The sequence below is a fragment of the Streptomyces sp. NPDC039465 genome (assembly GCF_055639315.1).
In genome coordinates, this window is record NZ_JBVKAP010000003.1 from 1 (window position 1) to 16,486 (window position 16,486).

Annotated in this window: 8 protein-coding genes, 1 tRNA gene and 1 rRNA gene; 9 read left to right on the forward strand and 1 reads right to left on the reverse strand. The window is 70.1% G+C overall.

Features of this window, described 5'->3' with window-relative positions:
• Both rrf and ACZ7LT_RS10565 read left to right on the forward strand, forming a co-directional pair.
• Positions 1 to 93, forward strand: a 5S ribosomal RNA gene (gene rrf / locus ACZ7LT_RS10560); the annotation flags it as partial.
• Positions 94 to 98: 5 nt separating this feature from the next.
• A tRNA-Thr gene (locus ACZ7LT_RS10565) sits at positions 99 to 174 on the forward strand.
• A 110-nt stretch (positions 175 to 284) separates the two neighbouring features.
• Here the strand turns inward: ACZ7LT_RS10565 and ACZ7LT_RS10570 are convergent.
• Complete coding sequence (locus tag ACZ7LT_RS10570) at positions 285 to 2,939, reverse strand: SpoIIE family protein phosphatase (protein WP_471235631.1); 2,655 nt, start codon at positions 2,937 to 2,939, stop codon at positions 285 to 287.
• Between the two features lie 269 nt (positions 2,940 to 3,208).
• Here ACZ7LT_RS10570 and ACZ7LT_RS10575 point away from each other — a divergent pair, with 269 nt between their 5' ends.
• From ACZ7LT_RS10575 to ACZ7LT_RS10605, 7 genes are all read left to right on the forward strand, one after another.
• Positions 3,209 to 8,674 (forward strand): HAMP domain-containing protein, encoded by a 5,466-nt coding sequence (locus tag ACZ7LT_RS10575; protein WP_471235632.1) that lies wholly within the window; start codon positions 3,209 to 3,211, stop codon positions 8,672 to 8,674.
• A gap of 274 nt (positions 8,675 to 8,948) precedes the next feature.
• Complete coding sequence (locus tag ACZ7LT_RS10580; protein WP_471235633.1) at positions 8,949 to 9,629, forward strand: response regulator; 681 nt, start codon at positions 8,949 to 8,951, stop codon at positions 9,627 to 9,629.
• Between the two features lie 217 nt (positions 9,630 to 9,846).
• On the forward strand, positions 9,847 to 12,612 hold the full coding sequence (locus ACZ7LT_RS10585) for a DNA translocase FtsK (RefSeq protein WP_471235634.1): 2,766 nt from the start codon (positions 9,847 to 9,849) through the stop codon (positions 12,610 to 12,612).
• Positions 12,613 to 12,859: 247 nt separating this feature from the next.
• Entirely contained in the window at positions 12,860 to 13,702 is an 843-nt protein-coding gene (locus ACZ7LT_RS10590) for a helix-turn-helix domain-containing protein (RefSeq protein ID WP_471235635.1), read from the forward strand.
• A gap of 62 nt (positions 13,703 to 13,764) precedes the next feature.
• On the forward strand, positions 13,765 to 15,255 hold the full coding sequence (rimO, locus tag ACZ7LT_RS10595; protein WP_471235636.1) for a 30S ribosomal protein S12 methylthiotransferase RimO: 1,491 nt from the start codon (positions 13,765 to 13,767) through the stop codon (positions 15,253 to 15,255).
• The gene (gene pgsA / locus ACZ7LT_RS10600) at positions 15,252 to 15,935 is read left to right on the forward strand and encodes a CDP-diacylglycerol--glycerol-3-phosphate 3-phosphatidyltransferase (protein WP_471235637.1); all 684 of its coding nucleotides are present in this window, start codon (positions 15,252 to 15,254) and stop codon (positions 15,933 to 15,935) included. The genes rimO and pgsA overlap by 4 nt, the downstream gene beginning before the upstream one ends.
• Positions 15,932 to 16,441 carry a CinA family protein gene (locus ACZ7LT_RS10605; RefSeq protein WP_471235638.1) on the forward strand — a complete coding sequence of 170 codons (510 nt, stop codon included), beginning with the start codon at positions 15,932 to 15,934 and terminating at the stop codon, positions 16,439 to 16,441. The genes pgsA and ACZ7LT_RS10605 overlap by 4 nt, the downstream gene beginning before the upstream one ends.
• Positions 16,442 to 16,486 lie beyond the last annotated feature (45 nt).

A 16,486-nucleotide genomic window follows, 5' to 3' on the forward strand; every position in this document is an offset into this window, starting at 1 on the left:
ACGCCCGGTTACATTCCGAACCCGGAAGCTAAGCCTTTCAGCGCCGATGGTACTGCAGGGGGGACCCTGTGGGAGAGTAGGACGCCGCCGAACAACCCGCCCTTTTAGCTCAGTCGGTAGAGCGTCTCCATGGTAAGGAGAAGGTCAACGGTTCGATTCCGTTAAAGGGCTCCATCGAAGAAGGCCCCCGCCAATGGCGGGGGCCTTTTTTGTTTTCCTCGACATGGCAAAAGACGTCCGGCTGCCCGAGGGCCGGGGACCCGCCCGGCCCTCGGGCGCCGTGCTCAGGCGCCGTTCAGCGGCTCCTGGAGGCGCATCGCCAGGATGGCCATGTCGTCCGAGGCCGGCTCGGCCGCGAAGCGCTCGACGGCCCGCAGGACGCGGGCTGCCACCGCGCCGGCCGTGAGGCCCGTGCACGTGGTCAGGACGTCGATCAGGCCGTCGTCGCCGAGCATGCGGGTGCCCTCGCGGCGCTCGGTGACGCCGTCGGTGACGCAGAGGAGCACGTCGCCCGGGTCGAGGGTGATCGTCTGCTCGTAGAGCTCCAGGTCGTCCATCACACCGAGCAGGGGCTGGGGCTCGGCCGCCGGGGAGACCGTGCCGTCCTGGCGCAGGCGCAGGGGCAGAGGATGGCCCGCGCAGACGACCTTGAGGACGGCCGAGCCGTCCTCCTGCGGCCACATCTCCCCGTACAGCAGGGTCAGGAAGCGGCTGCGGGCGCCCTCGTCGAGGATGGCCGCGTTCAGGCGCTCCAGGACCGCCGGGCCGCCGAAGCCCTCGCGGGCCAACAGGCGCAGGGCATGGCGGGCGAGGCCGGTGACGGCCGCGGCCTCCGGGCCCGTACCGCAGACGTCGCCGATGGCGAAGCCGTAGGCGCCGTCGCGGATCGGGAACAGGTCGTAGAAGTCGCCGCCGACCTCGTTGCCCTCGCCGGCCGCGCGGTAGATGACCTCGACCTCGACGCCGGGGATTTGGGGGAGGCCCGGGGGCAGCAGGCTGCGCTGGAGGGACTGGCTGATGGCCATGCGCTCCGAGTACAGGCGGGCGTTGTCCAGGGCCAGGGCCGCGCGGCGGGAGAGGTCCTCGGCGAGTTCCAGGATCTCCTGGCGGAAATGGTCGTCGGAGGGCTTGCCGAGGGTCAGCATGCCGATGACGCGGTTACGGGCCACCAGTGGCAGGACCACCGTCTCGCCGCCGACCGCTGAGGCCGTGGCGAGGGTGGAGCCGATGCCGGAGGACAGCGGGGTGCTGGTCAGGCCCAGTTCGCGCCGGGAGACCCGCAGCGCCGCCTGGTGGGCGGCGTCGGCGGGGGCCGTCCAGACGCGGGCGCCGGGGGTGGGGACCGGGTCCGGGGGGTCGATCCGGGAGAGCAGGGCCTTGAGGCCGTCGATCCGGTCCTCGTCCTCGTGCAGGACGTACGAGAGGTACGGCTCGGAGGACTGGTCCGCGATCGTGTAGACGGCGCACCAGGTAGCGAGCGTCGGGACGGTCATCTGGGCCATCAGCGCGAGCGTTTGGTCGCGGTCGAGGGTGCCGGCGAGCAGGTCGGAGGCTTCGACGAGGAAGCTCAGGGAGCCGCGGCGCAGCCGCTCCAGCTCGCCAAGGCGGGCCGATTCGACGGCGAGGGCGATGCGGTCGGCGGCGAACTGGAGGCGCAGGGCCTCCTCGTTGGAGTAGCGGCCCGGGGCCTCGGCCGCGACGCCCAGGGAGCCGGTGAGGCGGCCCTCGACCTTCAGGGGCACGGTGACGACCGAGCGCATGCCGGTGCCGTTGAGGAGCGGTACGGCTCCGGGGACGGCGGCCAGATCGTCGTGGACGGCGGGCATCCGGGCCGAGCCGTACCGTCCGGTGCCGGCCTCGACGGGGACGCGGGCGAAGCGCTGGCGGGCCGAGGGGAGGCCGGTGGTCGCCCGTACCTCCAGCTCGGTCTCGTCGTCGGTGGCCAGGAGCAGGAAGGCGGAGTCGCCGTCGAGCATGTCGCGGGCGCGTTCGACCGTGCGCTGGAGGAGGCCGTCGAGGTCGTCGGGGGCCGGGGAGCCGATGAAGACCTCGAAGGGGTCCGTGCTGCGGCTCTCCCCGCCCCCGTCGGAGACGGGGGTGCGCTGCGGGGTCTGCAGGACGGCACGTTCGTGGTCCCGTACGAGCAGGCAGACCGTGGACGGTTCGCCGTGGGTGTCTCGGACGCGCAGGTGGGAGGCGTAGACGGGGACGACGCGGCCGAGGGCGTCGCGGATGCCGTAGCTGCCCTCCCAGCGGGAGAGCTGCAGGGCCTCGGCGATGCCGGTGCCGATGCCGGGGGTGTGGGGCCAGGCGGCGAGGTCGCCGAGGGGTTTGCCGACGACCTGCTCGGCACCGTAGCCGAAGAGCTGCTCGGCGTCCTCGTTCCAAGAGGTGATGGAGGCGCCGCGGTCGATCTGGACGACGGCGACGCGGACCCGTTCGTCGGCGATCGGGAGCAGGTCGACGGGGAGTACCGGGCCGGCGGAGCGGGTGCCCACCGGGCGTTGGGGGAGGTCGAGTTGGAACCAGACCTGCTTGCGGGTGGGGGAGTACTCGACGCCCCAGCGGGTGGCGAGCGCGGCGCACAGGAGGAGGCCCCGGCCGTTCTCGCTGTCGTGGTCGGCGAGGCGCGGGCCGGTGCTCTGGATCGGGATCTCGCGCTCGGGGTAGCGGTCGGCGACCTCGACGCGTACGCCGTCGTCCGTGCGCAGGCACAGGACGTCGGCGGCGGTGCCGGCGTGGATCACCGCGTTGGTGACGAGTTCGCTCGTGAGGACGACCGCGTCGTCGACCACATCGGCGTACCCCCAGCCGTGCAGGGTGTCCCGGACGAAGGCCCGGGCGGTCGCGACGGACCTCCCGACAGGGTCGAAGGTGGCGGCCGCCCGCGCGGTGATCACAGAACTCCTCGTACGCGTCTCGACGCCCGGCTGTGCCATGGTTGGCCCTGCCCCTCCCGGTGCCCGGTCGTCCGTCTCGCGCCCAGGCCGCCCCCGCCGGGCGGACGGGGCGGTTGGACAGCCGGATGCCAGGTTACTTACCTTCACTGTCCGAGCGGATGCCGGTCACCGCTGTTTCCGTCCCCCGAGGGCGGGGACGTTATGCCAAGCTGCCGAAGTGTTATGGCCTGGTTCGGCTGCGGTGAAACACTGGGAAAGCTTCCAGAGACAACCCGAGCACTACGGTCAACCCCTGCGGGAGGGACACGGTGGAGTCTGGCGTGACGGCGCGGGGCAGTAGCACGCGTACGAAAAGCGGACGGTCCCGGAGCAGTGGGACGGTCGAAGTCGACGCGGCGGCGCTGGAACGGCTGCTGTCGGCGCTCGTCACGATGCGGGACGGGAATTTCCGTCGGCGGTTGACGGTGTCCGGCGACGGCGTGATGGCGGAGATCGCGGCCGTCTTCAACGAGGTCGCCGACCGGCAGCTGCATCTGACCGGCGAGCTGTCGCGGGTCCGACGGATGGTCGGCCGTGAGGGCAAGCTGTCGGAGCGGCTTGAGGCCGCCGCCAGCGAGGGAGCGTGGGCGGCGGCGATCGAGGCCGCGAACGCGCTGGTGGACGACATGACCCGGCCGGTCTCCGAGGTGGGACGGGTGCTGTCCGCGGTGGCGGAGGGCGACCTGGAGCAGCGGATGGAGCTGCGCTCGGAGGGGCCGGAGGGGCGGCCGCTGCGGGGTGAGTTCCTGAAGGTCGCGCGTACGGTCAACAACCTGGTCGACCAGCTGTCCGCGTTCACGGACGAAGTGACGCGGGTCGCACTGGAGGTCGGTACCGAAGGCAAGCTCGGTGGCCAGGCACAAGTGCGCGGTATGTCTGGTTCGTGGCGAGATCTCACGGATTCCGTGAACACCATGGCGTACCGGCTGACGGCGCAGGTACGTGACATCGCTCTCGTCACCACGGCGGTCGCCAAGGGCAATCTGTCCCGCAAGGTCACCGTGCATGTGGCCGGCGAGATGCTGGAGCTGAAGAACACCGTCAACACGATGGTGGACCAGCTGTCGTCGTTCTCCTCCGAGGTGACCCGTGTCGCGCGCGAGGTGGGCACGGAGGGCGAGCTCGGCGGCCAGGCCGAAGTGCCGGGCGTCGCGGGTGTGTGGAAGGACCTCACGGACTCCGTCAACACGATGGCGGGAAATCTGACCTCGCAGGTGCGGGGCATCGCCGAGGTCACCACGGCGGTGGCGAACGGCGACCTGTCCCAGAAGGTCACCGTCAGCGCCCGCGGTGAGGTGGCTCAACTCGCCGACACGATCAACCAGATGACCGAGACGCTGCGGACGTTCGCCGACGAGGTGACGCGGGTGGCGAGCGAGGTCGGCGCCGAGGGTCTGCTCGGCGGGCAGGCGCAGGTGCCGGGCGCCGCGGGTACGTGGAAGGACCTGACCGATTCGGTCAACACGGTCTTCAGGAACATCACGACCCAGGTGCGGGACATCGCTCAGGTGACCACGGCGGTCGCGAACGGCGACCTGTCGCAGAAGGTCACGGTCGACGTGGCCGGGGAGATGCTGGAGCTGAAGAACACCGTCAACACGATGGTGGACCAGCTCTCCGCCTTCGGCTCCGAGGTGACGAGGGTCGCGCGCGAGGTTGGTGTCGAGGGGCGCCTGGGCGGGCAGGCGGAGGTGCCGGGCGCCGCGGGGACCTGGAAGGACCTCACGGACTCGGTGAACACCGCGTTCCGTAACCTCACCGGACAGGTGCGGGACATCGCGCAGGTGACGACCGCGGTGGCCAACGGCGATCTGTCGCAGAAGGTCACGGTCGACGTGGCCGGGGAGATGCTGGAGCTGAAGAACACCGTCAACACGATGGTGTCGCAGCTGTCGTCCTTCGCCGACCAGGTGACGCGCATGGCGCGGGACGTGGGCACGGAGGGCCGCCTCGGCGGTCAGGCGCGGGTCGACGGTGTCTCCGGTACGTGGAAGGAGCTCACCGACTCCGTCAACTTCATGGCCGGCAATCTGACGTCCCAGGTGCGGCAGATTGCGCAGGTGACGACGGCGGTCGCGCGCGGTGACCTGTCGCAGAAGATCGACGTGGACGCGCGCGGCGAGATCCTGGAGCTGAAGAACACCATCAATACGATGGTCGACCAGCTGAGCGCGTTCGCCGAGCAGGTGACGCGGGTGGCCCGTGAGGTGGGTACGGACGGCCGGCTCGGCGGTCAGGCGCAGGTGCCGGGCGTGGCCGGTGTCTGGCGCGACCTGACCGACTCGGTGAACGGCATGGCCGGGAACCTCACCGCCCAGGTCCGTAACATCGCGCAGGTCGCCACGGCGGTCGCGCGCGGTGACCTGTCGCAGAAGATCGACGTGGACGCGCGCGGCGAGATCCTGGAGTTGAAGAACACCCTCAACACGATGGTCGACCAGCTCTCCAGCTTCGCCGACCAGGTGACCAGGGTGGCCCGTGAGGTGGGCACCGAGGGCATCCTGGGCGGCCAGGCGGAGGTGCAGGGTGTCTCCGGCACCTGGAAGGACCTCACCCAGTCGGTGAACTTCATGGCGAACAACCTGACCTCTCAGGTCCGCAACATCGCCGAGGTCACCACGGCGGTCGCCCGGGGCGACCTGTCCAAGAAGATCACCGTCGACGCCAAGGGGGAGATCCTGGAGCTGGTGACGACCGTCAACACGATGGTCGACCAGCTGTCGAACTTCGCCGACGAGGTGACCAGGGTCGCCCGCGAGGTGGGCACGGAAGGCATCCTCGGCGGCCAGGCACGCGTGCGTGGCGTGACCGGTACGTGGAAGGACCTCTCCGACAACGTCAATCTGATGGCCAACAACCTGACGAGTCAGGTGCGGAACATCTCCCGGGTCTCCGCGGCGGTCGCCAACGGCGATCTGACGAAGAAGGTGACCGTGGAGGCGCGCGGCGAGGTCGCCGAGCTCGCCGACACCGTCAACACGATGGTGACGACGCTGTCGTCGTTCGCGGAGCAGGTGACCAGGGTCGCCCGCGAGGTGGGCACGGACGGCATCCTGGGCGGCCAGGCGCGCGTGCCTGGGGTGTCCGGGACGTGGAAGGACCTGACCGACTCGGTGAACGGCATGGCCGACAACCTCACCGGTCAGGTGCGCCAGATCGCCGCCGTCACCACCGCCATCGCCAAGGGCGATCTCACCAAGAAGATCGACATCGACGCCCGGGGCGAGATCCAGGAGCTGAAGAACACCATCAACACGATGGTCGACCAGCTGTCCAACTTCGCCGAGGAGGTCACCCGGGTCGCCCGCGAGGTGGGCACCGACGGCCAGCTCGGCGGGCAGGCACGCGTGCGTGACGTGGACGGCACCTGGCGTGACCTGACCGAGTCGGTGAACGAGATGGCCGGGAACCTTACCCGGCAGGTGCGCGCCATCGCGGCCGTCGCGACGGCGGTGACCCGCGGCGACCTCAACCTCAAGATCGACGGGGTGGACGCGGCGGGCGAGATCCAGGCCCTGCAGGACAACATCAACACCATGATCGTCAACTTGCGGGACACGACCCTCGCCAACGAGGAGCAGGACTGGCTGAAGGGCAACCTGGCCCGGATCTCCGGTCTGATGCAGGGCCGCCGCGATCTGGACGACGTGGCGTCGCTGATCATGAGCGAGCTGACGCCGGTGGTCTCGGCGCAGCACGGGGCGTTCTTCGTGGCGATGCCCACCGGCGGGGCGGAGCTCGCGGACGGGGACGGCCCGTACGAGCTGCGGATGCGCGGCAGTTACGGCTACTCGGCCGGGTCGATGCCGACGTCCTTCCGGCCCGGAGAGACCCTGATCGGGACGGCGGCCGAGGAGAAGCGGACGATCCAGGTCAATGTGCCGCCAGGGTATCTGAAGATCTCCTCGGGGCTCGGCGAGGCGTCCCCGGCGCATGTGATCGTGCTGCCGGTGCTGTTCGAGGGCAAGGTCCTGGGCGTGATCGAGCTGGCGTCCTTCCAGCCGTTCACCCAGATCCAGCGCGACTTCCTCAACCAGATCGCCGAGATGATCGCGACCAGCGTCAACACCATCAGCGTCAACACGAAGACCGAGGTGCTGCTGCAGCAGTCGCAGGAGCTCACCGAGCAGCTGCGGGAACGGTCGGCGGAGCTGGAGAGCCGGCAGAAGGCGCTGCAGGACTCCAACGCCGAGCTGGAGGAGAAGGCCGAGCTGCTGGCCCGGCAGAACCGCGACATCGAGGTGAAGAACACCGAGATCGAGGAGGCCCGGCAGGTGCTGGAGGAGCGGGCCGAGCAGCTCGCCGTCTCCATGCGCTACAAGTCCGAGTTCCTGGCGAACATGTCGCACGAGCTGCGCACCCCGCTCAACTCGCTGCTGATCCTGGCGAAGCTGCTCGCCGACAACGCCGACGCCAACCTGTCGCCGAAGCAGGTGGAGTTCGCCGAGACCATCCATGGGGCGGGCTCGGACCTGCTCCAGCTGATCAACGACATCCTTGACCTGTCGAAGGTCGAGGCGGGCAAGATGGACGTCAGTCCGACCCGGATCGCCCTGGTCCAGCTCGTGGACTACGTGGAGGCCACCTTCCGCCCGCTGACCGCGGAGAAGGGCCTGGACTTCTCCGTACGGGTGTCGCCGGAGCTGCCCGCCACGCTGCACACGGACGAGCAGCGGCTCCTTCAGGTGCTGCGCAACCTGCTGTCCAACGCGGTGAAGTTCACCGACACCGGGGCGGTCGAGCTGGTGATCCGGCCGGCCGGGACGGATGTGCCGCAGTCGATCCGGGAGCAGCTCCTCGAGGCGGGTTCGCTGCGGGATCCGGACGCGGAGCTGATCGCCTTCTCGGTGACCGACACCGGGATCGGCATCGCGGCCAGCAAGATGCGGGTGATCTTCGAGGCGTTCAAGCAGGCGGATGGCACGACCAGCCGGAAGTACGGCGGAACGGGCCTGGGGCTCTCGATCAGCCGAGAGATCGCGCGGCTGCTCGGCGGTGAGATCTACGCGGCCAGCGAACCCGGCCGCGGCTCGACCTTCACGCTCTTCATGCCGCTGCACCCGAGCGAGCTTCCGCCGCACGGGTACGGGCAGTTGGCGCCCGGCTCCGCCGACCGGCAGCAGAGCGAGGCGGACGACGCGGCGGAGGCGGTCCTCCAGATGCCTTCGTACGCCCCCGCGCCCCTCTCGGCGGACTCCAGGGCGGGCAGCGGCGCGCTGTTCCGACACCGCCGCAAGGCGCTGGGCCGCACCGAGCAGCGGCCCTCGCTGCCCGGCCAGCCGGGCGCGCAGGGGACACAGGAGGCGTGGGCGGCGGCCGTGGGACAGGAGGAGCCGGAGCCGCGGCGGACCTTCGAGTTCCACGGCGAGAAGGTGCTGATCGTCGACGACGACATCCGTAACGTCTTCGCCCTGACCAGCGTCCTCGAACAGCATGGCCTTGCGGTGCTGTACGCGGAGAACGGCCGGGAGGGCATCGAGGTGCTGGAGCAGCACGACGATGTGACGGTCGTCCTGATGGACATCATGATGCCGGAGATGGACGGATACGCGACGACTACGGCGATCCGCCGGATGCCGCAGTTCTCCGGGCTGCCCATCATCGCGTTGACCGCGAAGGCGATGAAGGGCGACCGGGAGAAGGCGATCGAGTCCGGCGCTTCCGACTACGTCACCAAGCCGGTCGACCCCGACCATCTGCTGTCGGTGATGGAGCAATGGATGCGCGGGGAGTGATCGACGGGCGCTCACCCGGCGGCGAGTTGTTGACTGAGTGTGCTCGAAGGGGTGTGGGACGACGGTATTCGGGGAACCTTCTGGTCTCTCGCCGCGTTTCTGCTACGTGCACAGTGACATCGCGGTGACAGGGTGTGGCGACAGGCGGGGTGCGGCTACCATGACCGGCACAAGGACGGACGGCGCAAGGGAGTCGTCCCCTGGGGCGGCGCCCGGTGCTACCTCCGGCTCGACGAGCCGGGGAGAGTCCGTGCCGGGGCGAGGAGGACGGGGCATGGTGCAGAAGGCCAAGATCCTCCTGGTCGATGACCGGCCGGAGAATCTGCTGGCGCTGGAGGCCATCCTCTCTGCGCTCGATCAGACACTGGTGCGGGCATCGTCAGGGGAGGAAGCGCTCAAGGCGCTGCTGACGGACGACTTCGCGGTCATCCTGCTGGACGTCCAGATGCCGGGAATGGACGGTTTCGAAACCGCCGCGCACATCAAGCGACGGGAGCGGACCCGGGACATCCCGATCATCTTCCTCACCGCGATCAACCACGGCCCGCACCACACCTTCCGGGGCTACGCCGCGGGCGCGGTGGACTACATCTCCAAGCCGTTCGACCCCTGGGTGCTGCGTGCCAAGGTCTCGGTCTTCGTCGAGCTGTACATGAAGAACTGCCAGCTGCGGGAGCAGGCCGCGCTGCTCCGCCTCCAGCTGGAGGGCAACGGCGGAGCGGGCGGCGTGGCCAAGGAGTCCGCCGGGCTGCTCGCCGAACTCTCCGCCCGGCTCGCGGCGGTCGAGGAGCAGGCCGAGGCGCTCTCCAAACAGCTCGACGACGACTCCGCGGACGCTGCGGCCGTTGCCACCGCCGCGCATCTGGAGCGCAAGCTCACCGGGCTGCGGCGGGCGCTGGACGCGCTGGAGCCCGGCACGGGCAGCAGCACACCCGTGCTGCCCTCCCAGAGCTGACCCCGCAGGCCCGGTCCCGGAAGGCCGGCGGCCTTGATGGGCCGACCGGCGCTGGTCCGGTCGGCTGAGTGTCCGTGAGTGCCCGTCAGCCCGCTCATGCCGTAGCGTGCCCCACGTTTGCCGTGCCGTCAGTTTCCGTCTGCCCCCGGGGCGACACGAACGGGTGAAGCGGTACGCACGCGTGTCCGCCGCGCGCCACACCGGTAACCTCACCACCATGGCCTCACGTACGTCCGGCAAGGGTTCCCAGGGCACGGCGGGCACCGCGAAGCCGCGCGCCGGCCGTACGACTGGCGCTGCGAAGAAGGCGGCGCCCGGCAAAGCACCCGCGAAGAAGACCGCGGCCGCCAGGAAGAGCGCGCCCGCGAAGAAGGCACCGGCCCGCAAGCCCGCCAAGAAGGCGGCTCCCAAGCCGGCCCCGTCCCCGACCGGGGGCGTGTTCCGGCTCGCGCGCGGGCTCTGGCTCGGCCTCGCACACGCCGTCGGGGCGATGTTCCGTGGCATAGGGCGCGGCGCGAAGGGTCTCGACCCCGCGCACCGCAAGGACGGCATGGCGCTGCTCCTGCTGGGCCTCGCCCTGATCGTCGCGGCCGGCACCTGGTCCAATCTGCGCGGCCCGGTCGGCGATCTGGTCAAGATGCTCGTCACCGGCTCCTTCGGCCGGCTCGACCTGCTCGTCCCCCTGCTCCTCGGCGCCGTCGCCGTACGGCTGATCCTCTACCCCGAGAAGCCCGAGGCCAACGGTCGGATCGTGATCGGCCTGTCCGCGCTGGTCCTCGGCATCCTCGGCCAGGTCCACATCGCGTGCGGCTCACCGGGGCGCGACTCCGGCACCGAGGCGATGCGGGACGCCGGCGGGCTCATCGGCTGGGCCGCCTCCAAGCCGCTGGTCTTCACGATGGGCGAGGTCCTCGCCGTCCCCCTGCTGGTGCTCCTGACCGTCTTCGGGCTGCTCGTGGTCACCGCGACCCCCGTCAACGCCATCCCGCAGCGGCTGCGAGCCCTCGGTGCCAAGCTCGGCATCGTCGAACCGGCGTACGAGCCCGATCAGGGTGAGGCCGAGGCGTACGACGACGAGTGGCGTGAGGCCCGCCCCGCCCGCGCCCGGCGCCGGGCCACGCCCCCGGAGGCGTACGACGCCGAGAGCGCCGAGGAGGAGGCGCTCACCCGGCGCAAGCGCCCGCGCAAGACCGCGCAGCCCGACTTCGACCGGCCCATGGACGCCGTGGACGTCGCCGCCGCGGCCGCCGCGGCGCTGGACGGGGCCGTACTGAACGGCATGCCGCCCTCCCCGGTCGTCGCGGACCTCACCCGGGACCTGACCGCCGACCGGCGGCGCGCAGCCGAGATCGCGGCCGCCGCGGCCGGATCCGTACCGACCGCGCGCGAATCCGGGCAGGACGCGAAGCGGCCGGACGGCAAGGGGGTCGTGCCCGATCTGACCAAGCCCGCGCCGGAGGCCTCCGAGGGGCTGCCGCCGCGCGCGGAGCAGCTCAAGCTCGCCGGGGACATCACCTACTCCCTGCCCTCGCTCGACCTGCTGGAGCGCGGCGGCCCCGGGAAGACCCGCAGCGCGGCCAACGACGCGATCGTGGACTCGCTGACCAACGTCTTCATGGAGTTCAAGGTCGACGCGGCCGTCACCGGCTTCACCCGCGGCCCGACGGTCACGCGGTACGAGGTCGAGCTCGGCCCGGCCGTGAAGGTCGAGCGGATCACCGCGCTGACCAAGAACATCGCGTACGCCGTGGCCAGCCCGGACGTGCGGATCATCTCGCCGATCCCTGGCAAGTCCGCGGTCGGCATCGAGATCCCCAACAGCGACCGCGAGATGGTCAACCTCGGGGACGTGCTGCGGCTCGCCGCAGCTGCCGAGGACGACCATCCGATGCTGGTGGCGCTCGGCAAGAACGTCGAGGGCGGCTACGAGATGGCCAACCTGGCGAAGATGCCGCACGTCCTGGTCGCAGGCGCCACGGGCTCCGGAAAGTCCTCGTGCATCAACTGCCTGATCACGTCGATCATGATAAGAGCGACCCCGGAGGACGTCCGGATGGTCCTGGTCGACCCCAAGCGGGTCGAACTGACCGCGTACGAGGGCATTCCGCACCTGATCACCCCGATCATCACCAACCCCAAGCGGGCCGCGGAGGCGCTCCAGTGGGTCGTGCGGGAGATGGACCTGCGCTACGACGACCTGGCCGCCTTCGGCTTCCGGCACATCGACGACTTCAACGAGGCCATCCGCAACGGCAAGGTCAAGCTGCCCGAGGGCAGCGAGCGCGAGCTCCAGCCCTATCCGTACCTGCTGGTCATCGTGGACGAGCTGGCCGACCTGATGATGGTCGCGCCGCGGGACGTCGAGGACGCCATCGTCCGGATCACCCAGCTGGCCCGCGCGGCCGGCATCCATCTGGTGCTGGCCACCCAGCGGCCCTCGGTCGATGTCGTCACCGGTCTGATCAAGGCGAACGTGCCGTCCCGGCTCGCCTTCGCAACCTCCTCGCTCGCCGACAGCCGGGTCATCCTCGACCAGCCCGGCGCCGAGAAGCTCATCGGCAAGGGCGACGGGCTCTTCCTGCCGATGGGCGCGAACAAGCCGATCCGTATGCAGGGCGCCTTCGTCACCGAGAGCGAGGTCGCGGCGGTCGTCCAGCACTGCAAGGACCAGATGTCCCCGGTCTTCCGGGACGACGTCACGGTCGGCTCCAAGCAGAAGAAGGAGATCGACGAGGACATCGGCGACGACCTCGACCTGCTCTGCCAGGCGGCCGAGCTGGTGGTCTCGACGCAGTTCGGCTCGACGTCGATGCTCCAGCGCAAGCTGCGGGTCGGCTTCGCCAAGGCCGGCCGGCTGATGGACCTCATGGAGTCGCGCAACATCGTCGGCCCCAGCGAGGGATCCAAGGCCCGGGACGTTCTGGTGAAACCGGACGAACTGGATGGAGTGCTCGCCGTGATCCGTGGGGAAGCCGAGGCGTAGCGGGTCGGAAGGGGCCTTCTGGGCGCATCGAGGCTCACTCGTAAGGGAACAGCGGGCAACCGTTTCCCTTGGCCGTACGTCAAGTTGGACAGTGGGACAACACCGTGTCCCATCATCACTGTGTCGGGGTGCCGGCGTACGGCCATTCCGATGGCGTACAAACTGCATCCGCCCGGTTGCCCCACCCTTTCGTACCACCCATAGACTGAACGTCCAGCAGGTGGTTACACGCTCGAAAGGCGCCCTCGTGTCCATCGGCAACTTCCCCGAAGACGACCGGAACTCCCCGGCCGACGAACGGCCTTCGGCCGACGCCCGGCCGCCGATCGGTCGCACGCTGCAGCAGGCCCGTATCGACGCCGGGCTGACCGTGGACGAGGTCAGCACGTCCACCCGGGTGCGCATCCCGATCGTGCACGCGATCGAGGAGGACGACTTCTCGCGCTGCGGCGGCGACGTCTACGCCCGCGGTCACATCCGTACGCTCGCTCGCGCCGTCGGCCTCGACCCGGCGCCGCTGGTCGACCAGTACGACGCCGAGCACGGCGGCCGGCCCGAGCCCACGCCGGCCGCGCCCCTCTTCGAGGCGGAACGTATCCGCCCCGAGCGCCGCCGCCCGAACTGGACCGCCGCCATGGTCGCGGCGATCGTGGCCGTGATCGGCTTCGTCGGCTTCACGATGTTCAGCGACGGCGACGGCAGCGACCGGGCGCGTCAGGTGGCCGAGGGCCCAGCGCCGCAGAAGAAGGCCAGCCCCACACCGAAGCCCAAGCCGCCCGCCCCCAAGCCGCCCGCGCCCTCCGAGAGCGCCATCGCCGCCGTCCCAGCGGACAAGGTCACCGTCACCATGACCGCCACCGACGACAAGAGCTGGATCTCGGCCAAGGCGCACGACGGCAAGCTCCTCTTCGACGGGCTGCTGCTCAAGGGCGAGTCCAAGACCTTCCAGGACGACGAGCGCATCGACCTCATCCTCGGCAACGCCGGCCCCATCGAGCTCTACGTCAACGGCAAGAAGGTCGAGGAGAAATTCGAAGCGGGGCAGGTCGAGCGTCTCTCGTACGCCAAGGGAGACCCCGAGGAGGGGTGAGCGGGGCCTGAGCAAACCCCTGAGCGGCGGGGGCACGGTCGGGACGAAGTAGTCTTGAGTCCATGCCCGAACGCCGTACCGTCGCCCTTGTCACTCTTGGCTGCGCCCGTAACGAGGTGGACTCGGAGGAGCTCGCAGGCCGCTTGGCAGCGGACGGCTGGGAGCTCGTCGAGGACGCCTCCGACGCAGACGTCGCCGTCGTCAACACCTGTGGGTTCGTCGAAGCCGCCAAGAAGGACTCCGTCGACGCACTCCTCGAAGCCAATGACCTCAAGGACCACGGCCGCACCCAGGCTGTGGTCGCCGTCGGCTGCATGGCCGAGCGGTACGGCAAGGAGCTCGCCGACGCGCTCCCCGAGGCCGACGGCGTGCTCGGCTTCGACGACTACGCCGACATCTCCAACCGCCTCCAGACCATCCTGAGCGGCGGCAGCGTGGAGGCCCACACGCCGCGCGACCGGCGCAAGCTGCTCCCGCTCAGCCCCGTCGAGCGGCAGAGCGCCGCGGCCGAGGTCGCCCTGCCGGGACACGGCGCCGGCCTCACCGAGGCCCCCGAGGACCTTCCCGAGGGCATCGCCCCGGTCTCCGGACCGCGCGCCCCGCTCCGCCGCCGCCTGGACACCAGCCCCGTCGCGTCGGTGAAGCTCGCCTCCGGCTGCGACCGCCGCTGCTCCTTCTGCGCCATCCCGTCCTTCCGCGGCTCCTTCGTCTCGCGGCGGCCCTCGGACGTCCTCGGCGAGACGCGCTGGCTCGCCGAGCAGGGCGTGAAGGAGATCATGCTGGTCTCCGAGAACAACACCTCCTACGGCAAGGACCTCGGAGACATCCGGCTCCTGGAGACCCTGCTGCCCGAGCTCGCCGCCGTCGACGGCATCGAGCGGGTCCGGGTCAGCTACCTCCAGCCCGCCGAGATGCGCCCGGGCCTGATCGACGTCCTCACCTCGACCGAGAAGGTCGCCCCGTACTTCGACCTGTCCTTCCAGCACAGCGCGCCGGCCGTGCTGCGCTCGATGCGGCGCTTCGGCGACACCGACCGCTTCCTGGAGCTCCTCGACACCATCCGCGGCAAGGCGCCGCAGGCCGGTGCCCGGTCCAACTTCATCGTCGGCTTCCCCGGCGAGACCGAGGAGGACTTCGCGGAGCTGGAACGCTTCATCACGCACGCCCGTCTCGACGCCATCGGCGTCTTCGGCTACTCCGACGAGGACGGCACCGAAGCGGCCACGTACGACAACAAGCTCGACCAGGAGACCGTCGACGAGCGCCTCGCGCATCTGTCCCGGCTCGCGGAGGAGCTCACCGCGCAGCGCGCGGAGGAGCGCCTTGGAGAGACCCTGGAGGTACTGGTCGAGTCGGTCGACGACGAGGACGGCGACGAGGCCGCGGTGGGCCGCGCCGCCCACCAGGCCCCCGAGACCGACGGTCAGGTCGTCTTCACCAGCGGCGAGGGACTCGCCGTCGGCCGTGTGGTCAGGGCCAAGGTCGTGGGAACGGAAGGCGTCGACCTGGTGGCGGAGTACCTTCCGGAGGCTTTCGAGGAGGCGGGCAGATGACCGGAGTGCCGGCGTCCGCCGCGGGCGGGACGGGCCGGCCGGCGCCCGGCGGCAAGCTGGGTGCCGCGGCGGTCAACCAGGCGAGCCTGTGGAACATCGCCAACATCCTCACCATGATCCGGCTGGTCCTGATCCCCGCCTTCGTGGTCCTGCTCCTCCAGGACGGCGGGTACGACCCCGTCTGGCGCGCCTGGGCCTGGGCGGCCTTCGCAGTCGCCATGATCACGGACGTCTTCGACGGACATCTGGCCCGGGCGTACAACCTGGTCACGGATTTCGGGAAGATCGCCGACCCGATCGCCGACAAGGCGATCATGGCCGCCGGACTCATCTGTCTGTCCTGGCTCGGTGACCTGCCCTGGTGGGTGACCGGGGTGATCCTCTTCCGTGAGCTCGGCATCACGCTCATGCGGTTCTGGGTGATCCGGCATGGAGTCATTCCGGCCAATCGCGGTGGCAAGATGAAGACCCTGGCGCAGGGGACCGCGGTCGGTATGTACGTCCTGGCCCTCACCGGACCGCTCGCCACCCTCCGCTTCTGGGTGATGGCGGTGGCCGTCGTGCTGACGGTCGTCACCGGTCTCGACTACATCCGCCAGGCCGTCGTGCTACGGCGCAAGGGTCTCGCGGCCGAGCGGGCCGCCGCCCAGGCGGAACCCTCGGCCGGGTCCGCGCGATGAACACCGCCGCCCGTGTGCTGCGTCTGCTCGCGGAGCGTGGTCGTACGCTGGCGGTCGCGGAGTCCCTCACGGGCGGTCTGGTGGCCGCGGAGCTCACTGCCGTCCCTGGTGCCTCGGACACTTTCCGCGGGTCCGTCACGGCGTACGCCACGGCCCTCAAGGAGGACGTCCTGGGCGTGGACCGGACCCTTCTGGCGGAGCGCGGGGCGGTGGATCCGGAGGTCGCGCTGCAGATGGCGGCCGGTGTGCGGGACCGGCTGGGGGCCGACTGGGGCATCTCCACCACCGGCGTGGCCGGCCCGGAACCCCAGGACGGTCAACCTGTCGGCACGGTGTACGTCGCCGTGGCGGGACCGGTCGGGGCGGGGAAAGTGGCCGCATTGCGGTTGAACGGCAACCGCGCGGAAATCCGTAGAGAGAGTGTACGGAGCGTGCTGGAACTGCTCGCAGACGAACTCTCCGGGAATGCGCGGGCACAGGATACGGAACAGAACGGGGGGAATTGATGTTTGCAGCCCTGAGTGAACACGACATCGCTCCCCGCACGGCCG

Coding starts and splice junctions, on each gene's coding strand:
- ACZ7LT_RS10570 (WP_471235631.1), bottom strand. CDS start 2,939: ATGGCACAGCCGGGCGTCGAGACGCGTACGAGGAGTTCTGTGATCACC.
- ACZ7LT_RS10580 (WP_471235633.1), top strand. CDS start 8,949: ATGGTGCAGAAGGCCAAGATCCTCCTGGTCGATGACCGGCCGGAGAAT.
- ACZ7LT_RS10585 (WP_471235634.1), top strand. CDS start 9,847: ATGGCCTCACGTACGTCCGGCAAGGGTTCCCAGGGCACGGCGGGCACC.
- rimO (WP_471235636.1), top strand. CDS start 13,765: ATGCCCGAACGCCGTACCGTCGCCCTTGTCACTCTTGGCTGCGCCCGT.
- pgsA (WP_471235637.1), top strand. CDS start 15,252: ATGACCGGAGTGCCGGCGTCCGCCGCGGGCGGGACGGGCCGGCCGGCG.
- ACZ7LT_RS10605 (WP_471235638.1), top strand. CDS start 15,932: ATGAACACCGCCGCCCGTGTGCTGCGTCTGCTCGCGGAGCGTGGTCGT.